Consider the following 19,621-nt stretch of genomic DNA (forward strand, 5'->3'; position numbering starts at 1 on the left):
CACCACGGGGTGGCGGGCCCGGCACATTCAACCAATCCATTACAATAAATTGGTATCAACAAACTTGGCACACTATTGAGTTCTCAAACAACAGACACACCCGGCACCACCACAACCATTTCGGTCGGGGATCGCTCCGGAGCAACTTTTCAAACTTACCCGGCCGCTTCACCCTAGTCAAATCGGCGATCCAAACTCAGTCTTGCCATAGGCTTCTGGGTCTTGGTGGCCGTTCAACTCCGGGGAGCAGCGCGGAAATAAACTCTACCACCACTTGGCTCTGCTGACAAAGCGACCTGAAAGACGGTGCAGAAAAGCCCGGAATCACGGGGATTCCGGGCCTCTCACAGGAGCTCCTCATCGCCGCCCGCCCGGAAGATTGTCCGGGCGGTGCGCCCTAACCCGAGTGCGCCTAACCCAGCGGCTTGAAGTACGCCGCCCCGAGCGGAGGCAAGGTCACGACCAGCGCGGCCGGCTGTCCGTCGAGGCCGTCCTTCGTAGCAGTCAGGGTTCCGGTGTTCTCCACCCCGGAACCGCCATAACTGGCGGCGTCGGTGTTGAGCACTTCCTGCCATTCCCCGGCCGTCGGGACGCCCAGGATGTAGTCCGTGTGCGGACCACCGGAGAAGTTCACGGCGCAGACCAGCGGGTTGCCGTCCGCATCGCGGCGGATGAACGTCAGCACGTTGCGGTCGGAGTCTCCCCCGTTGATCCACTGGAAGCCTTCGGGCTGGTTGTCCTGCTGGTACAGGGCCGGCGTGGAACGGTACAGCTCGTTGAGGTCCTTGGTCAGCAGCTGCATGCCGTTGTGTGCCGGGATGTCCGCGAGATACCAGTCCAGGCCGTACTGCTCCGACCACTCCGCTTCCTGGCCGAATTCGGTGCCCATGAAGATCAGCTGCTTGCCCGGGTGGGCCCACTGATAGCCCAGGAATGCACGCAGGTTGGCCAACTGCTGCCACCGGTCCCCTGGCATTTTGCGCAGCATGGAGCCCTTGCCGTGCACCACTTCGTCATGGCTGATCGGAAGGAGGAAGTTTTCCGAGAAGGCATAGACCATCGAGAAGGTGATGGTGCCGTGGTGCCACCTGCGGTTGTACGGGTCCTCGGCCATGTACTGGAGCGAGTCATGCATCCAGCCCATGTTCCATTTGAGGCCGAAGCCCAGGCCGCCGCCGCTCGTGGGTGCGGTGACACCGGGGAATGCGGTGGATTCCTCGGCGATCATGACTGCGCCAGGGTGGGTCTTGTAGACCGTGGCGTTGACCTCCTGGAGGAAGGAGATCGCCTCAAGGTTTTCGCGGCCGCCAAAGCGGTTGGGCTGCCATTGCCCCTCTTCGCGCGAGTAGTCGAGGTACAGCATGGAGGCGACGGCATCCACGCGCAGCCCGTCGATGTGGAACTCTTCGAGCCAGTACAGCGCGTTGGCCACCAGGAAGTTGCGCACCTCCGTGCGGCCGAAATCGAAGATCAGCGTTCCCCAGTCCGGGTGTTCGCCGAGGTTCGGATCGGCGTGCTCGTACAGGGGTTCGCCGTCGAACCGGGCCAGGGCCCACTCGTCCTTGGGGAAGTGTGCCGGAACCCAGTCAAGGAGGACGCCGATGCCTGCCTGGTGGAGTTCATCGACAAGGTGCCGGAATTCGTCCGGGTGCCCAAAGCGCGAGGTCGGCGCGAAGTAGGAGGTGACCTGGTACCCCCAGGAGCCGCCGAAGGGGTGTTCGGCCACAGGCATGAATTCCACGTGGGTGAAGCCGAGCCATTTGACGTACTCCACGAGTTCCTTGGCAAGTTCGCGGTAGCCCAGCCCCATTCGCCACGAGCCAAGGTGGACCTCGTAGACGCTCATGGGCGAGTTGTGCGGATCGCGGTCGGCGCGGGCCTGCATCCACTCGGCATCCTTGAAGACGTAGGAGGGCTCCACCACGCGGGAAGCCGTCAGGGGCGGGATCTCGGTCCCGAAGGCCAGCGGGTCCGCTTTCTCCACCCAGTATCCGTGCCGGGTCCTGATTTCAAACTTGTAGCACGCCCCTGCTACAACGCCTGGGATGAAGAGCTCCCAGACGCCGCTGGAACCCAGCGAGCGCATGGAGTGTTCCCGGCCGTCCCAGCCGTTGAAGTCACCCTTGACGCGCACTGCCTGGGCGTTCGGTGCCCAGACGGCGAAGGACACGCCGTCGACGTCGCCCAGCGAGGACTTGTAGTGCTGGACATGCGCGCCCAGAACATCCCACAGGCGCTCATGCCGGCCCTCACCGATCAGGTGCAGGTCCACTTCGCCGATGGTCGGCAGGTAGCGATAGGGATCGTCCATGACCTGCGGTTCGTGGTCCTTGTACGTCACCTCGAGGCGGTAGTCCGGCACGTGGCCGCGCTCGATCGGTTCCATCACTGCCACCCACACGCCGTCCGCTTCGTGCGTCATGGGCACCGTGTCTGCCGAGGTCACGACGGAGACGGCTTCCGCAAGGTGCTTCACGGTCCGGATCGTGACGTGGCCGTGGTCATCAAGGTGGGCACCAAGGACCGAGTGGGGCGCATGGTGTTCGCCGGTCGCGACCCTCGCCAAGGTCTCAACGTCCACGGGCAGTGGTGCGCCGGGCCGATCGATACGTGCTGATCCTGTCATTTTTATACCTTCCGATGCGGTTTCGGCGGCGACGCCGGAACCTGTACTGCCGAGGAGACGACGCGATGCATTCACCGGAATGGGGAGCCAGTCCGGCCTGTTCCTTAGTTCGTAGATGACTTCATAGAGGGCTTTGTCGAGCCACAGCGCCACAAAGAGCGGCGAGTCGCGGTCGATGCTGCCTGGGATTACTTCGGCGTAGCCGGCCAGGAAGGCCTCAGCGCAGTCGTCCACCCAGGTCCCCGGCACCACGGCACCGGGATTTTCGCGGACCGCGGCACCGGCGGCGTAGTCGAAGGACCGCAGCATGCCCACGACGTCGCGAAGTGGGACGTCGGGGAAGCTGCGTTCGGAGATGGGGCGCAGAGGTTCGCCCTCGAAGTCGAGGATGGCCCAGCGCGGCGCCCCGGGCTCGCCCGGGACGGTACTGCCGGGGACCTGCAGGATCTGCCCGAGGTGGAGGTCGCCGTGGATACGCTGGAGCGGCCCGGCGCTGGCGCCTTCGAGCCGGCCGAGGAGACCGTCCAGCGCTTCTTCGTACGGCCCGACGGCGTTGGACGCCTGGGCCCAGGACTGGCGGACGCGCTGGGCTACTCCCGGAGCGATGTCCTGCCCCGGCGCAGATTCGGCGGCTGTGCCCAGTGCCTCGGCGAGCCTCCGGTGCACGGTGGCCGTCGCCGCGCCCAGAGCGTGGGCTTCGGCAGCGAACCCGATCCCCCGGCTGGCCGCATCCACGGCGAGCCGCCAGGCATCGAGTCCGCCGGCGAGGAATTCGTGCGCCACAGCGAGCTCGCCGCGGGCAGGACGGGCGGCTTCGGACGGCTCCGCCCCGAGTGCAGCGGCCGGAGTCTCCCACTCGCCGGTTACCCAGCCAAGGGTTGCCGGGACCTCCTCGGTGCGCCCTGCCGTCAGCGCCGCACCGATTTCAACCTCGGGGTTCTGGCCTTCGGACAGCACGCGGAAGAACTTCACGATGGCGACTGTGCCGCCGTCGTCGTCGACTATTACCGAACTGTTCGACTGCTCGCCGGCGAGCACCTTGACATTGCCCGTTGCGAACGGCAGGCGGTAGCCGGAGTCCACCAGGTGGCCGGTGGCGTTCCCCGACGGGGTACTCCCGCCATGGCGCATGAGCTCCAGCCAGGCGGCGACGAAGGAGGCGTCATGGACGCCGTCGTAGACCCACCGGTGGGCGGCATCCGTGCGCGTGCCGGGAAGTTCGCCGATCAGCGCGCGCTCCGCACCCGGCAGGGGCTCTGGCCGGAAACTGAGCGGCACTTGGACGATGTCGGTCCGGCTGCCACCGGGTGTGGGGTAGGACACCGCAACCAGCAACACCTCAAATTCTGCCCCGCCGGGGGTACCCTCGCCCGTGGCGGTCTCAAGGCGCAGGCCGCCCGCCGGCTCGAAGGTGAACTCGGCAGTCTTGACGGGGAACCATCGCTGGCGCGGCAGCCAGGCGCCGAGCAGTCCGCTCAAGGCCGGGGCAAGGTTCGGTCGAGTCATTTTTCAACCCTCGATGGACAGGATAGGCATCGCCTGCGTGAACGGGGATGCCGGGTTGGAGGCGGCGGAACGGATCCGCAACCAGAAGAAATCGTGGCTGCCCAAGGTCAGCGTCAGCGCTCCGTCCTCGCCGATGGCCGGGAACGCCTGGCCGCCGAAGACGTCCCGGAGGCCCCTGCCGGCGAAGCTGGGCACGCGCAGCGTGGTCGCCACAGGGTGTTGGGAGAGGTTGAAGGCACAAAGGATGGTCTCGGCGTCCGCGCCTGCAGCGTTGCCTTCCGGGAGTTCACGCAGGTAAGCGAGGACGACGTCGTGGTCAGCCTCCACGTGCTTGAATGCGCCGAGTCCGAAGGCGGGGTGGTTCTTGCGGACGCTCAGGATCTGCCGGGTCCAGCGCAGCAGTGACCCCGAATGGGCGGCCTCGGCTTCCACGTTCGCCATGCTGTAGTTGTAGACCAGCGACTGGATCACTGGCAGGTACAGCTTGCCGGGGTCCGCACCGGAGAACCCGGCGTTTCGGTCGGGGTTCCATTGCATCGGGGTGCGGACGGCGTCGCGGTCCTCGAGCCAGATGTTGTCCCCCATCCCGATCTCGTCCCCGTAGTACAGGAACGGGCTGCCCGGCAGGGACAGCAGCAGGGCGTTGATGAGCTCGATTTCGGAGCGGGAGTTGTCCAGCAGCGGGGCCAGCCGGCGTCGGATGCCGATGTTGGCGCGCATGCGCGGATCCGGCGCGTACCAGCCGAGCATCGCGGCGCGCTCGTCGGAGGTGACCATTTCCAGCGTCAGTTCGTCGTGGTTGCGCAGGAACGTGCCCCACTGGGCGCCTTCGGGGATGTCAGGGGTGTCCTTCATCGTCTCGATGATGGGGGCCGCCTTCTGGTCACGCAGCGCGTAGTAGAGGCGCGGCATGATCGGGAAGTGGAACGCCATGTGGCACTCCGGTTCCTCTTCGGTGCCGAAGTACTCCACCACCTCGGCGGGCGGCTGGTTGGCCTCGGCAATGATTACCCGGCCCGGGTAGCTTTCATCGACCATCCGGCGCAGCTGGCGCAGGAATTCGTGGGTTTGGGGCAGGTTCTCGCAGTTGGTGCCTTCCTCCTCGAACAGGTACGGAATGGCGTCGGCCCGGAAGCCGTCGATGCCCTGGTCCAGCCAGAACCGCACGACGTCGAAGAGCGCGTCAATGACTTTGGGGTTCTCGAAGTTGAGGTCGGGCTGGTGGCTGAAGAACCGGTGCCAGAAGAACTGCCGGCGGATGGGGTCGAAGGTCCAGTTGGATTCCTCCGTGTCCACGAAGATGATGCGGGCGTCTTCATACTTCTCGTCCGTATCGCTCCAGACGTAGAAGTCGCCAAAGGGACCGTCGGGGTCCTTGCGCGACTCCTGGAACCAGGGGTGCTGGTCGGAGGTGTGGTTCAGCGGAAGGTCGATGATCACCCGGACGCCGCGGGCGTGCGCCTCCGCCACTAGCCGCTTGAAGTCGCTGATGGTGCCGAACTCGTCCAACACGGAGTTGTAGTCCGAGATGTCGTAGCCGCCGTCGCGCAGCGGTGACTGGAAGAACGGCGGGAGCCAGAGGCAGTCCACGCCCAGCCACTGCAGGTAGTCCAGTTTGTCGATCAGGCCGTGGAAATCGCCCGAGCCGTCTCCGTTTCCGTCGGCGAAGCCCCGGACGAGCACCTCGTAGAAGACCGCCTTGCGGTACCAGAGGGGATCATGCTGGAGCCCTGGAGCGTTCAGTTCAAAGCTCCCCCTCGGGCTGAAGTGCTGGCTGGGGTTCTGCGGGCTGAAACTCACTGGCACTACCTCCGGATGCTAAGAACGTGAACGGGCTCGACGTGCGGGTCCAGGCGGACGTAGTTGTATTCCCCCCATTCCCAACTCTCGCCGGTCAGCAGGTCATCAACCATGAAACGGCCGTTGTGCGTGAAGTTCTCCGGATCCAGTTCCAGCGCTGGCAGGTCCAGGGATACGGTGCTCTCCCGGGTGCTGTGCGGGTCCACGTTGACGACGATGATCAGGGTGTCCTTGGTCCCGTCAGGGAAGGTCTTGTGCTTGGAGTACACCACGGTGGAGCTGTCCGAGCTCTGGTGCACCGTCAGGTTCTGCAGATCTCCCAGGGCCGGGTGCGCGTGGCGGATCGCGTTGAGCCGGGTCAGGTACGGGGCCAGGGTGCGCCCGGATTCGGCCGCCGCGTCCCAGTCGCGGGACTTGTACTCAAACTTCTCGTTGTCGATGTACTCCTCGGCGCCGGGACGTGCCACGTGTTCGTAGAGCTCAAAGCCGGCGTACACGCCCCAGATGGGGCTTGCCGTCGCGGCCAGGGCGGCACGGATCTTGAAGGCCGCCGGGCCGCCGAACTGCAGGTATTCGGTGAGGATGTCCGGGGTGTTGACGAAGAAGTTCGGCCGGAAGTAGGCCGCCGATTCGTGGCTGACCTCCTGGAAGTACTTCTCCAGTTCTTCCTTGGTGTTCCGCCAGGTGAAATACGTGTAGGACTGCTGGAAGCCGGCCCGGCCAAGAGCGTGCATCATGGCCGGGCGGGTGAATGCCTCGGCCAGGAAGACGACGTCGGGGTGCTTCTTATTGACCTTTCCAATCAGCCATTCCCAGAACCACACGGGTTTGGTGTGCGGATTGTCCACCCGGAAAACCTTGACGCCGTGGCTGACCCAGAGCATGACGATCCGGAGAATTTCGTTGGACAGCCCGGCGGGGTCGTTGTCGAAATTCAGCGGGAAAATGTCCTGGTATTTCTTCGGCGGATTCTCTGCGTAGGCAATAGTCCCATCGACGCGCGTGGTGAACCATTCCGGATGGCTTTGCACCCACGGGTGGTCCGGCGCAGCTTGCAGCGCCAGGTCCAAGGCCACTTCCAGTCCCAGTTCGCCGGCCCGCGCCACAAAGGCGTCGAAGTCCTCGAAGGTGCCCAGATCCGGGTGGATGGCGTCGTGGCCGCCCTCATGGGACCCGATGGCCCACGGCGAACCGGGATCATGCGGCCCGGCGATCAGGGTGTTGTTCGGTCCCTTGCGGTGCTGGACACCGATCGGGTGGATCGGCGGCATGTAGATGATGTCAAAACCCATGGCGGCGACGGCGTCGAGGCGCTGCGCGGCGGTGCGGAAGTTACCGGAGGTCCATTCCCCCGTTTCGTGGTTGCGCACGGCACCTTCGGAACGCGGAAAGAATTCGTACCAGGCGCCGGACCCGGCAAGCGTTCGCTCCACCAGCAGCGGGTAGGGCTCGGAAACCGTCACAAATTCACGGATGGGCTGGCGTTCGACGACGGCAGCCACGTCGGCGCCGAAGCCGGCGGCGAGGCGCTCCTCGGGCGTCCGGGAAGTATCGGAGAGGACGACGACGGCCATCCGCAGCGTCCGGCGGTCACCGGAGGGGCGCGAGGCGTCCTCGGAGGCCTCCGCCAGCAGTGCGGCACCTTCGGCCAGCATGAGCTCGACGTCGATGCCGGCCTCCACCTTGACCTCGGCGTTGTGGTGCCAGGTGCCGTAGCGGTCGTGCCAGGTCTCGATGACGAAGGACCAGTTGCCGGTGGCGGGCGGGGTCAGGAGGCCTTCCCAGCGGTCCGTGCCCATTCCGCGCGGTCCGCGCGGCGGGGCGAGGCGGACCCGCTGCCGCTCTTTGCCGCGGGGGTCGAGCAGGACGGCGCTGACGCCGAGCTGGTCGTGTCCCTCCCGGAACGCGGTGGCTCCCACGACAATGGTTTGGCCCTCGACGGCTTTGGCGGGGAACTTTCCGCCGTCCACCGAAGGCTGCACGGCGGTGATCGGAAAGCGGCCAAATCGAAGGCCATCCGTGATCAGGGCCTTGGGCTTTTGCTTGGACACGGCGCTGGTTCGCGAGTTATTCGTCACAGCCTCGACGTTATCTACAAAACGGCCAGAATGCTAAGCCCTCGAACGTTTTCCGGAGGTTTCCGGTTCTGGTCGGACCGATATTCGTCATTTACAGGAAAGAATCTTAAAGCGGTTCCGGGGCAACGACTTGTCCGTTAGTGTTTCGCAGGTGAAGGCAATCCGCAGATTTACTGTCCGAACCGTTCTCCCGGAGTCGATCCGGCCGCTGGCCCGGCTCGCCACCAATCTCCGGTGGTCCTGGCATCGGCCCACCCGGGAGCTTTTTGAGGGGCTCAATCCCGGGATCTGGGCGGAGAGCGCCCACGACCCGGTGACTTTTCTCGGCCTGGTAAGCCGGGAAGAGCTGCAGCGCCTCGCTGCGGACCAGGACGTTGTGCAGCGTGTTCATGCCGCAGCCGACGACCTCGACCAGTACCTGGAACAGCCGCGCTGGTACCAGAGCCTGGGCGACGGCGCACCGGCGTGCATCGCCTACTTCTCGCCCGAATTCGGCATCACCGAGGTCCTGCCGCAGTACTCTGGCGGCCTTGGCATCCTGGCCGGAGACCACCTGAAAGCGGCCTCGGATCTTGGCGTGCCGCTGATCGGCGTCGGCCTCCTGTACCAGGCCGGCTACTTCAAGCAGTCGCTGTCCCGGGACGCCTGGCAGCAGGAAACTTACCCGGTCCTCGACCCGGACGGGCTCCCCCTGACGCTCCTGCGCGAGGCCGCCCCGGACGGCAACGGCAAACCGATCCAGATTTCCCTTCCCCTCCCCAACGGCCGGCGCCTGCTGGCGCACGTGTGGCGGGCCGACGTCGGACGCGTTCCGCTGCTGCTGCTGGATTCCAACGTTCCGGGCAATGACGAATCCGCCCGCGGCATCACCGACCGCCTGTACGGCGGCGGCGGTGACCACCGGCTGCAGCAGGAACTCCTGCTGGGCATGGGCGGGGTCAAGGCGCTGCGCGAGTTCCAGCGGCTCACGGGCGTCCCCGCGCCGGAGGTCTTCCACACCAACGAAGGCCACGCCGGGTTCCTCGGCGTCGAGCGGATCCAGGAATTGATGTCCGGCCCGGAGCCGCTCAGCTGGGAGGAAGCCCTGGCCGCCGGGCGGGCGTCCACGGTGTTCACCACCCACACGCCGGTCCCGGCGGGCATCGACCGTTTCGAGATCTCCCAGATCCAGCACTTCTTCGAAGCCGGACTCGCCCCGGACGTCCCGGTCGCAAAGATCCTGGATCTGGGCCGTGAGGACTTCGCCGACGGCAACCCGTTCGTGTTCAACATGGCCGTCATGGGACTGCGGCTGGCCCAGCGGGCCAACGGTGTGGCCAAACTGCACGGCGTAGTCTCCCGCGGAATGTTCTCCGCCCTCTGGCCGGGCTTCGACCACTCCGAAATCCCCATCACGTCCGTCACTAACGGCGTGCACGTCCCCACCTGGGTGGACCCCCGGATCTCCGCGTTGGCGCGGGACCAGTTCGGCACCGAAGCGGAGGCGCAGGGCCGTTGGGACCTGGCCTACAACGTCACCGACGAGGATCTCTGGGCATTGCGGCGCGAGATGCGGGTCTCGTTGGTGGATGATGTACGCCGCCGGCTCCGGGCCGCCTGGAAGAAGCGCGGCGCGGCCGACGCCGAGCTGGCGTGGACGGACTCCGTCCTGGACCCGGACGTCCTGACCATTGGCTTTGCCCGCCGCGTGCCGACCTACAAGCGGCTGACCCTGATGCTGCGCGACCCCGAACGGCTCAAGGCGCTGCTGCTGCACAAGACGCACCCAATCCAGCTGGTCATCGCCGGGAAGTCGCATCCGGCCGACGACGCCGGCAAGAAGATGATCCAGGACCTGGTCCGGTTCACCGACGATCCCGCTGTGCGGCACCGGATCGCGTTCCTGCCCAACTACGACATCGCCATGGCCCGGACGCTGTTCCCCGGCTGTGATGTGTGGCTGAACAACCCGCTGCGCCCCCTGGAGGCTTGTGGAACGTCCGGCATGAAGGCTGCCCTGAACGGTTCGCTGAACCTCTCGGTCATGGACGGCTGGTGGGACGAGATGTACGACGGCGAGAACGGCTGGGCGATCCCGACCGCCAACAACGACGCTTCCCCGGAAGAACGTGACGACATCGAGGCGGCGGCACTGTACGAGCTGCTCGAGACGCAGGTGGCACCGCGGTTCTACGGGCTGACCGTGTCCGACGCGGCCGGAGCCGCGGGACCGTCCCAGCCCGGCCCGCAGAAGGTTCCCACCCACTGGGTCTCCATGATCAAGCACACCATGTCCCACCTTGGCCCGGCGGTTTCCGCGGAACGGATGCTCCGGGACTACGTCAACGTGCTGTACCGGCCCGCCGCGATCGCAGGACGCCGCGCGGTGGCCGATAGCTACGCCCAGGCCAAGGCGCTGGCGGCGTGGACCTCTCGGATCCGGGCCGCCTGGCCGCAGATCCAGGTGGAACACGTCGACTCGGTGGGGGTCTCCGAGGACCCGCAGATCGGCGACCTGCTGCAGGTCAATGCGTACGTGGCCCTGCGTGAGCTCTCCCCGGACGACGTCTATGTTGAAGTGGCCTACGGCCGGGCCGAGGACACGGACGAGCTGACGGACATCACGGTCGCGGAGCTGAAGGCCGCCGAAGACCTCGGCAAGGGCCGGCACCTCTTCAGCGGCACGCTGGTGATCGACCGTTCGGGGTCCTTCGGCTACACCGTGCGCGTGCTCCCCAAGAATGAGGCGCTGGCGTCCAAAGCGGAACTTGGCCTGATCGTCAACGCCTGATCGTCAGCGCCTGATCGTCAAGGCCTGATGTCGGCTAGAGGCAGACGGCGATGACGTCCAGGCTCTTGCCGGCGTAGCCTTCGGCGTCCTGCAGCGTTTCGCAGATGACGGCGAAGGAGCGGTCCGCTCGGAGGGCGGCAGGCACCTGCCAGATAAAGGTGACGGGGGCCTCGCCGTCGTCCGTCACGGCATCCGCGACGTCGTGCAGCGAATCGTGCAGGGCATCCAGGTCCGTGCCATAGTCGTCCGGGACGTCCAGGAGCTCGCCGAACGTGTCCAGGACCGCCTGCTTGGTATCGGCGGCGGGGACCACCAGGGCGCGGCGGCCGGCGTCGTCGATTTGCGCCGTGAGTTCTTCGATGGTCCAGGTCTCAGCCGAGTAAATCTTCATGGGGTCCTTAATCTCGAAATAATTAGGTGCGGTAAATATTGATGGTGTTGGCCTGGACGAGGTCCCGCTCACCGGAGGCAACTCGGGCGCCCTGACGCCGGTCATGGAGTTCGGAAGTGGTCACGCGAAGCTCGAAGAGCCGGTGTCCGGTGCCGTCCTCGTTACTGAGCTGCGGCGGCAACGTGACCTTGACGTCGTCGGCGCCGCCGTTGACCACCACGAGGCCGTCGATGTGCCCGTCGTCGGAGCCGAGCAGGAGCTGGATCACGCGGTGGCCGGGGTCATGCCACGTGTCGGCTGACATGGGCTTGCCGTCCACATCGAACCAGTGGAAGTAGGACTGGTTGTCGCGCGCCGGATAATCATGCGGCTGGCTGGCCAGGAACTCCTTGCGAAGCCGGATGACGCGCTTGGTGGTGCGCAGCATCGCGTGGGATTCGGTGGTGCTGGTCCAGTCGATCCAGGTGAGGGCGTTGTCCTGGCAGTAGGCGTTGTTGTTGCCCTGCTGGGTCCGGCAGATCTCGTCCCCGGCGGTGATCATGGGCACGCCCTGGGAAATCATGAGGCAGGCCATCAGGTTCCGCCGGCTTTGGGCGCGCCGGGCGAGGATGTCGCCGTCTTCCGTGGGGCCCTCGAAGCCGTGGTTGTAGCTGCGGTTGTCGCCGTGGCCGTCCCGGTTCTGCTCACCGTTGACCTCGTTGTGCTTGCGGTCGTACGCCGTCAGATCGGCCAGGGTGAAGCCGTCGTGGGCCGTGACCAGGTTCAGCGAGGCAAGCCGGGACCGGCCCGAAGACTCGAACAGCCGGGCCGAACCAGAGAGAGCGTCCGCGAGGCGGGCCACCGGCCCGCCGCTGCCGCCGCCGTCGATCGCGGCGCGGTCAGCCAACCAAAAGCTGCGGACGGCGTCGCGGAAATGGTCGTTCCAGTCCACCCATCCTGCCGGAAACCGGCCGGTCTGCCAGCCGCCGTAGCCAACGTCCCAGGGTTCGGAAATCAACTTCACGCCGGACAGGACAGGATCGGCGCCCACCGCGACGAGGAAGGGGTGCCGCGGATCGAATTCGTTGGCGCTGTTGCGGCAAAGCGTGACGGCAAGGTCAAAGCGGAAGCCATCGATGTGGAACTCGCTCACCCAGTAGCGCAGGGAATCCAGCACCAGCTGCACCACGCGGGGTTCGCCGAAGTTCAGGCTGTTGCCGCAGCCCGTGGTGTCGACATACTTGCCGTGGCCGTCGTTGCGGTAGTACTGCATCTCGCCCAGGCCGCGGAAGCTCAGGGTGGGACCGTCCGTGCCGCCCTCGGCGGTGTGGTTGTACACGACGTCGAGGATGACCTCGAGCCCGGCGGCATGCAGCAGCTTGACCATGCCCTTGAACTCGTCCTGGACCGCATGGGCGCCGGCGGCCTGGGCGGCCTCGGTGGCGTAGCCGGGGTGCGGTGCGAAAAAGGCGGCCGTGTTGTAGCCCCAGTAGTTCGTCAGCCCGAGCTGCTGCAGGTGCGGCTCATCCACGTGGAAATGGACGGGCAGGAGCTGGATCGCCGTGACGCCCAGCGAGATCAGGTGCTCGATCATGGCCGGGTGGGCCATCCCGGCGTAGGTCCCCTGCAATTCCTCCGGAATATCCGGGTGAAGCTTCGTCTGGCCGCGGACGTGGGCCTCGTAGACGATGGTGTTGCGCCACGGGACGCGGGGGCTGCGGTCCAGGCCCCAGTCAAAGTCGCTGCCGACCCGGACACTGGTGATCAGGCCCTCACGTTCGTCGACGGCCCGCCCGTAAGGGTCCATCAACAGCGGCTGCTCGCCGACGGCATCAAAATCGGTGGCGGGCATGGACAGCGGCAGGGCCTCGTGTTCCGGGGAGGACCGGAAACCGTAGCGCGAACCGGCGGGAATGCCCTCCACAATGCCGTGGTGGACGCCGTCGGTGTAATTGGGCAGGGTCTTTACCTGCCAGGTACCCCCGGGCGCCTGATACGCGATCTCCAGGGTGGTCACGCCGGGCGCGTAGACGGCCACGTTGGCGAACTCACCCCGGGGATCGTCCACTGCCGGTGAGCCGGTGTGCGGAATGCTGATCCCCAGCGGAAACGCCCGCGAAGCGTCTACGGTGGAAGCTGTATCTATGTAAGACATAACCATTGCTTAAAGCTTAGCCGGGCCGGACAAATGGCCCCCGTTTTCGTTTTCATGACGTTTTGCAGTGTACGGACCGCCGCACTGCATACTGTAATGGAGCGCCGAGTTGGAGGTAATTGTGCGCGTTGCATTAGCCCAAATCATCACCGGCCGCGATCTGGCCGCGAACCTGGCCCTCGTGGACGCCTACACGCGCCAGGCCAAGGCCGGCGGCGCGGACCTGGTGGTGTTCCCCGAAGCCACCATGCGGGCCTTCGGCAATTCGCTCCTGGATATCGCCGAGCCTCTGGACGGCCCATGGGCTGCACGCGTGCGCGCCCTCGCCGCGGAACTCGGCATCGTGATCGTCGCCGGGATGTTCACCCCGGGCACGGCCGGTCACGGCTCCAAGGTGCGCAACACCCTGCTGGTCACCGGCCCCGGCCTCGAGGCCAGCTACGACAAAATCCACCTGTTCGATGCCTTCGGTTTCGCCGAATCGGACACGGTTGACGCTGGCACCGCCCCCGTCACGTTCGAGCTCGACGGCGTGACCTTCGGCCTCGCCACGTGCTACGACGTCCGCTTCCCGGACCTGTTCACGGAAAACGCGGATCGCGGCGCCGACGTCAACATTGTGTGCGCCTCCTGGGGTTCGGGCCCCGGCAAGGCCGATCAGTGGAAGCTCCTGGCCCGCGCCCGCGCCCTGGACTCCACCACTCTGGTCCTCGCCTGCGGCCAGGGCGACCCCGCCAGCGTCGGTCACCCGGTCAAGGGTTCCGCCCCCACCGGCGTCGGGCACTCCGTGGTGGTCTCCCCCATGGGCGACATCCTGCAAGAGCTCGACGGCGCCCCGGGCCTGCTGTTCGCCGACCTCGACACCGCCACCGTCAAGGAAGCCCGAACCAAACTCCCGGTCCTAGTCAACCGCCACAAGTTCTAAGAACTCGGCTACGGTTCGCCGTGGTCAGGTCTTCCGTGGTTACGTCCCGCGGTCACCGGCGCCTTTCCCGTGGTCACCTCCGCAGGCAACGGCGCCCTGCCGTCGCTTAGGGGGCAGCCCCCTTCCTCCCGCCGCCTACTTCGGCCGCGGCCGGCTTCATTCGGCTCTGGTCGGCGATGCGCTCCTTAGCAAGACACCGCTGCCCGCTCGAATTCAGCCCAACCCGCGTCTAGCACTTCGGTATTCACAACGACTTCCGCGGCCTATTCAGCCTGGCGACGCGCAAACGCCCTGGTGCTAGGGGTATTCGGGTCGCGGGAAGAGATCAGCGCGTCGCAGAGGGAAATGCGCGTCGCAGGAAGGAACGTGCGTCCTGCGTCGATGTACTTCGGAGGAACATCAGAACCGAGGAGAACCCCGATTCTGAGCATTAAAGGCAACTGCTCCCTCACGAGATGAACTGCTCCCCAGAAGCTGGAACTGAATATCTCAGTCCAACTTCCGGGGAGCAGTTCAAGAAGTGAGGGAGCGTTGGCCGACCTACGACGAAACGTGAGGCAGCGTTTGACGTTTTACGACGAAAGGTGAGCGAGGCTCATCGCCGGAACCGGAGTTTTGCTAAGGAGCGCATCGCCGACCGGAACCGCGTAAGGCCGCCAGCGGCCGCACGAGGTGCAGGGAGGAAGGACAGCCCCGAGGGCCCCGAACTGAGCTTGCGAAGTTTGCGAAGGGGCTGACCGCTAAGCGACGGCAAAACTTTGGTTGCGGCGGACCCAGCCACGACTCCGGTTACGGCGGACCCAACCGCAACGAGCGCTGCGGCGGGCCCGATACCGAGCTAACGCTGATTACTTTGCGGCGCGCTGGCGGGAGATTTCGTAGAGGGAGATGCCGACTGCCATGGAGGCGTTGAGTGATTCCATGGCGGAGTCGATCGGGATGGAGACGATCTGGTCGCAGTTTTCGCGGACCAGGCGGCTCAGGCCCTTGCCCTCGGAACCAACGACAATGCACACCGGTTCGGTTGCCAGGGCGAGCTCGGGCAGCGAGACGTCGCCGTCGCCGTCGAGACCCAGGACGTAGATGCCCATGTTCTTGAAGGCCTTGAGCGTGTTGTTCAGGTTGGCCGCGCGTGCGACGGGGACGCGGACGGCCGCGCCGGCGCTGGTCTTCCAGGCCGAGGCCGTGACACCCACGGAGCGGCGTTCCGGGACGATGACGCCGTGGCCGCTGAAGGCCGAGACGGAGCGGATGATCGCGCCGAGGTTGCGGGGATCGGTGATGCCGTCGAGGGCAACGAAGAGCGGGGCGTTGGCTACGTGGCCCTTCTTCCAGGCCTCGATCGTCTCTTCGGCGAGCTCGTATGCGTCTTGGTATTCGTACGGCGGGATCTGCAGCACGAGGCCCTGGTGGATGGCGTCGTCGGTCATGCGGTCGAGCTCGGGCTTGCCGGTTTCCATCAGCGGGATGCCGCGTTCGGCGGCGAGCTTCAGGGATTCCTTGACGCGGTCGTCCATTTCGATGCGGACGGCGACGTGCAGGGCCTTGGCCGGGATGCCGGCACGCAGGGCTTCGACCACGGAGTTGCGGCCGGTGACGACCTCTTCCGTGGCGCGGCCCTTGGGTCCGGAGCGGCCGGTGCGGGCGGCGGCGCTGGTGGTGCGGCTTCCGCTGGCGCGCTTGGCTTCGGAGCGTTCCGAGAGCTGCTTGTTCTTGAACGCCTTGTGGTAGGGGCGGTCCTCCGCCTTCGGCGTGGGGCCCTTGCCCTCAAGTGCCTTGCGGCCGTGACCGCCGGTTCCGACGGAGGGGCCCTTCTTCAATTTGACCGAGCGGCGACCGTTGTTGGCCATGAGTTTCACCCTTTAAATACGCGATTCGTTGATAAGTCTGACCTCCAGTCTACTGACTCGAGTAAAATCCTCGACCGGAAGGGACGACGACGGCCCACTTCTCCGGCCGCCGTCAACGAGGATCAGCCGCGCTTGAGGCTCCAGCTCGCCCCGTCCGGGCCGTCCTCGACGACGACGCCGGCGGCGGCGAGCGTATCGCGGATGGCGTCCGAGGCGGCCCAGTCCTTGGCCGCCCGGGCGTGGGCCCGCGCCGTCAGCTGCGCCTCGACCAGAACGCCAAGGGCGGTGTTGGCCTGTTCGTCGGCGGCCGGTGTCGCGGTGGCGTTGAGGCCGAGAACGTCCACCATGGCGGTGACGCTGGCGAGTGCCTGCCCCGCGGCGTCGAGGTCTCCTTCGGTGAGCGCGGTGTTGCCGGCGCGGACGGTGTCGTGCAGGACGGCGAGGGCCTGCGGCACGTTGAGGTCATCGTCCATGGCGGCCGCGAAGGCATCCGGAACTGTGCCGTAGCTGAAGAAGCCGACGGCGCCGTCGTGCGTCGTCGCGCTCCGAAGTGCGCGGCTGATGAACCCGTCAATGCGTTCGACGGCGGCGGCGGCTTCCTGCAGGGAGGTCGGCTGGTAGTCCAGCACGGAGCGGTACTGCGCCTGCCCGAGGTAGTACCGGACAACCCGCGGCGGGGCGAGTTCGAGCATTTCGGCCGGGCTGACGGTGTTGCCGATGGACTTGGACATCTTTTCGCCGGCGTAGGTGACCATGCCGTTGTGCATCCAGAAGTTGGCGAAGCCGTGGCCGGCCGCCTGGGATTGTGCCATTTCGTTTTCGTGGTGCGGGAAGCGCAGGTCCAGTCCGCCACCGTGGATGTCGAACTCGGTGCCGAGGTACTTGGTGACCATCGCGGAGCATTCGAGGTGCCAGCCCGGGCGGCCGGGGCCCCACGGGGAGGACCAGCTCGCCGTCGTCGGCTCCCCGTCCTTGTAGCCCTTCCACAGCGCGAAGTCGCGCGGGTCCCGCTTACCGCGCGGGTCGGCGTCCGCGGCACCCTGCATGTCGTCGAGTTTTTGGCGCGTCAGGGTGCCGTACTTGGACCAGGAACGCACGTCGAAGTAGACGTCGCCGGAGTCGTCGAGGGCCGGGTAGGCGTGGCCGCGGTCGATCAGCTGCTGGATGAGGGCATGCATTTCCGGGATGTGGCCGGTGGCGCGGGGCTCATAGGTGGGACGGGAGACGCCCAGGGTGTCGTAGGCCTTGAGGAATTCCTGCTCGTAGCGGTAGGCGAGGGCCCACCATTCCTCGTTGCGCTGGGCTCCGGGCTCGTCCTCAAAATCGGGGCCGAAGGACGCGGCGGACTTGGCGAGGATCTTGTCGTCGATGTCGGTGACGTTGCGGACCGCCGTCACGCGGAAGCCGCGGTACTGCAGCCAGCGGGTCAGCTGGTCGAACGCGATGGCTGAGCGGATGTGGCCGACATGCGGCATGCCCTGCACGGTGGCTCCGCAGTAGTACAGGCTCACGTGGCCAGGTACCAGGGGGACGAAGTCGCGGACTTCGGCGGATGCAGTGTCGTAAAAGCGCAGGGTCACCGCTCCAGATTAGCCGATGGCGCTCCGCGGCCTTACCGGCGGCATTGCTGGCGGCGTTACTGACGCTTTGCTGGCGACCGGGAATCTGGAACCACCGCTCCGGCAACCTACTTGCAGTATTGCCCGATCTTGTTGATCTGCTCCGTGAGCTGGGCGGTCTGTTCGTCGGTCTTGGTTCCCGTGGGGCTTGCCGCGACCTGCTTCATGATCTCGGCCATCTGTTGGATGGGGGCGCCCACTTCCGGCGCCACCTTGTCCGCAACTTCCTGGTAGTGCTGGCCAATCTGCCCGGCCTGCTCCTTCGCGTTCCCGGTAGGCACGAAGGTATCGGTGTTGAGGAACTTGCAGCTTTCCTCGACACTCATCTTTGGCGTGGGGCTGGGCGTCGCCGTCGAGCCGGCACAGCCGCTCAGCATGGTCCCTGCCACGAGTACGACGGCGGTCAGCAGCTTTTTCACGGCAGGTCTCCTGGCTGTTTGGAACTGGCGGTCAGGCTTGGTCTTCACCCTCAAGCCTAGGGGACCGGGGCTGGGAGCGTTTAACCCTGCAGTGGCTGGCCTGCGGTGTTTAACTTCCTGTGACTAACCTGCGGTGGTTAGCTGGCCGGATAGACGAGCGCTGTTGCGACGGCCGAGATCCCCTCGCCCCGGCCGGTGAATCCGAGTCCGTCGCTCGTGGTGGCGGTGACGCTGACCGGCGCTGCGGCAGCGTCGCTGAGGACACGCTGGGATTCCTCCCGCCGCGGGCCGAATTTGGGCCGGTTGGCCACGAACTGGACGGCGATATTGCCGATTTCGAATCCGTGGGCGCGAACAATCCTGGCGGCCTCGGCCAGCAGGGTCACGCCGGACGCCCCGGCATATTCGGGCCGGTCCGTACCGAAATGCGTGCCCAGGTCCCCGATCCCGCAGGCCGAGAAGAGCGCGTCGGCCGCGGCGTGCGCCACGGGGTCACCGTCGGAATGGCCGGACAGTCCCCGCTCCCCCTCCCAGAAGAGGCCGCCGAGCCACAACGGCTGGGGCTTGTCTTCGGCGGCGAAGGCATGGACGTCGATCCCGATCCCGGTCCTGGGGATCAGCGGCGCATTGGTGGACATGCTCATCCCTCCACCCAGCGCGCGCCCAAGGGGCCTTCGAGGAGGCCTTCGGCCAGGATCAGGTCCAGGGGCGTGGTGATCTTCAGGGATTGGCTGGCGCCGCGAACGGCGTGGACGGGGACGCCGATGAGCTCCACGAGCATCGCGTCGTCCGTGACGAGGGCCGCCTGGCCGGCGTCGAACCCGGCGGCAGCCTCGTGGGCGCGCTTAAGGGTGGCGAAGGCGAATCCCTGCGGCGTCTGCACGGCGCGGAGCGACTCCCGGGGCGCTGTCCCGGTGACCAGTTCGGGGGCCACCGCGGCGCCGTCGCCGGTGGTCGGTTCGACGGTCTTGACCGTGTCGACAACCGGTATCACCGGAATGACGGCCGAGGCGCCGGCGCCAAGCGCCGCTGCCACCCGGTGGAAGACCGCCTCCGGAGCCAGTGCCCGGGCGGCGTCGTGGACCAGGACTGATTCGGTACCAGGCAGCAGGGCCGCCATCGCGGCACGGACCGAATCGGCGCGGTTCGCACCGCCGTCGACGACAGTCACGACCGGAACCTGGACGCCGTAAGGGGACTCCGCGGTGCGCACCTGCCCGGCCGCAAGCTCTTGCGTGAAGGCCTCGCACAGCGCCCGCAGCTCGGTGTCTCCCGGGGGGATCGCAATGCAGATCTGCTGCGCGATCCCCGCGGCTGCCACGCCGCGCAGGGCGTGGGTGAGGATGCTGTCCCCGCCGAGAGGCACTTTAGCTTTCGGCATGCCGTAGCCCAGGCGCTGGCCGGAGCCGGCGGCCACCACAATGACCGCAGTGGCGGGACCGGCCGGTGACGTTTTCGTCGGTGCAGTATCCATGGGCACAAGACTACGTCCCCGCGCCTCGG

The 19,621-nt window shown here is 66.3% G+C and carries 12 protein-coding genes; 2 read left to right on the forward strand and 10 right to left on the reverse strand.

All coding sequences use genetic code 11. From position 1 onward, the window contains the following. Positions 1–412 precede the first annotated feature (412 nt). The 3 genes from MRBLAR12_RS21080 to MRBLAR12_RS21090 are packed head-to-tail and all read right to left on the reverse strand — an operon-like array spanning position 413 to position 8,010. The gene (locus tag MRBLAR12_RS21080; RefSeq protein ID WP_364748152.1) at positions 413–4,132 is read right to left on the reverse strand and encodes a 1,4-alpha-glucan branching enzyme; all 3,720 of its coding nucleotides are present in this window, start codon (positions 4,130–4,132) and stop codon (positions 413–415) included. A 3-nt stretch (positions 4,133–4,135) separates the two neighbouring features. Then, on the reverse strand, positions 4,136–5,932 hold the full coding sequence (treS, locus tag MRBLAR12_RS21085; protein ID WP_229992773.1) for a maltose alpha-D-glucosyltransferase: 1,797 nt from the start codon (positions 5,930–5,932) through the stop codon (positions 4,136–4,138). A gap of 5 nt (positions 5,933–5,937) precedes the next feature. Continuing rightward, a complete protein-coding gene (locus tag MRBLAR12_RS21090; RefSeq protein WP_364748155.1) occupies positions 5,938–8,010 on the reverse strand; it encodes an alpha-1,4-glucan--maltose-1-phosphate maltosyltransferase in 2,073 nt (690 codons plus the stop codon). Between the two features lie 151 nt (positions 8,011–8,161). Between MRBLAR12_RS21090 and glgP the strand changes: the two genes are divergently transcribed. Further along, the gene (gene glgP, locus MRBLAR12_RS21095; RefSeq protein WP_229992771.1) at positions 8,162–10,780 is read left to right on the forward strand and encodes an alpha-glucan family phosphorylase; all 2,619 of its coding nucleotides are present in this window, start codon (positions 8,162–8,164) and stop codon (positions 10,778–10,780) included. A 34-nt stretch (positions 10,781–10,814) separates the two neighbouring features. Here glgP and MRBLAR12_RS21100 read toward each other — a convergent pair whose 3' ends face one another. Further along, positions 10,815–11,171, reverse strand: coding sequence for a barstar family protein (locus MRBLAR12_RS21100; RefSeq protein WP_229992770.1), 357 nt, complete (start codon positions 11,169–11,171; stop codon positions 10,815–10,817). A 22-nt stretch (positions 11,172–11,193) separates the two neighbouring features. Then, a complete protein-coding gene (gene glgX / locus MRBLAR12_RS21105; protein WP_364748159.1) occupies positions 11,194–13,311 on the reverse strand; it encodes a glycogen debranching protein GlgX in 2,118 nt (705 codons plus the stop codon). Positions 13,312–13,426: 115 nt separating this feature from the next. Here glgX and MRBLAR12_RS21110 point away from each other — a divergent pair, with 115 nt between their 5' ends. Further along, complete coding sequence (locus tag MRBLAR12_RS21110; protein WP_229992768.1) at positions 13,427–14,230, forward strand: carbon-nitrogen hydrolase family protein; 804 nt, start codon at positions 13,427–13,429, stop codon at positions 14,228–14,230. Between the two features lie 848 nt (positions 14,231–15,078). Here the strand turns inward: MRBLAR12_RS21110 and rlmB are convergent. From rlmB to ispD, 5 genes are all read right to left on the reverse strand, one after another. Beyond that, positions 15,079–16,080 (reverse strand): 23S rRNA (guanosine(2251)-2'-O)-methyltransferase RlmB, encoded by a 1,002-nt coding sequence (rlmB, locus tag MRBLAR12_RS21115; protein WP_229992767.1) that lies wholly within the window; start codon positions 16,078–16,080, stop codon positions 15,079–15,081. Positions 16,081–16,202: 122 nt separating this feature from the next. After that, positions 16,203–17,660 (reverse strand): cysteine--tRNA ligase, encoded by a 1,458-nt coding sequence (cysS, locus tag MRBLAR12_RS21120; RefSeq protein ID WP_229992766.1) that lies wholly within the window; start codon positions 17,658–17,660, stop codon positions 16,203–16,205. A 107-nt stretch (positions 17,661–17,767) separates the two neighbouring features. Beyond that, a complete protein-coding gene (locus tag MRBLAR12_RS21125; protein ID WP_229992765.1) occupies positions 17,768–18,118 on the reverse strand; it encodes a hypothetical protein in 351 nt (116 codons plus the stop codon). 137 nt (positions 18,119–18,255) lie between these two features. After that, positions 18,256–18,762, reverse strand: coding sequence for a 2-C-methyl-D-erythritol 2,4-cyclodiphosphate synthase (ispF, locus tag MRBLAR12_RS21130; RefSeq protein WP_229992764.1), 507 nt, complete (start codon positions 18,760–18,762; stop codon positions 18,256–18,258). Further along, positions 18,759–19,592, reverse strand: a complete 834-nt coding sequence (ispD, locus tag MRBLAR12_RS21135; protein ID WP_229992763.1) for a 2-C-methyl-D-erythritol 4-phosphate cytidylyltransferase — start codon at positions 19,590–19,592, stop codon at positions 18,759–18,761. Before ispD ends, ispF begins: the two co-directional genes overlap by 4 nt. Positions 19,593–19,621: the final 29 nt, after the last annotated feature.

Source organism: Arthrobacter sp. LAR12-1-1.1, assembly GCF_040676555.1.
In the GTDB taxonomy this organism is placed as follows: domain Bacteria; phylum Actinomycetota; class Actinomycetes; order Actinomycetales; family Micrococcaceae; genus Arthrobacter.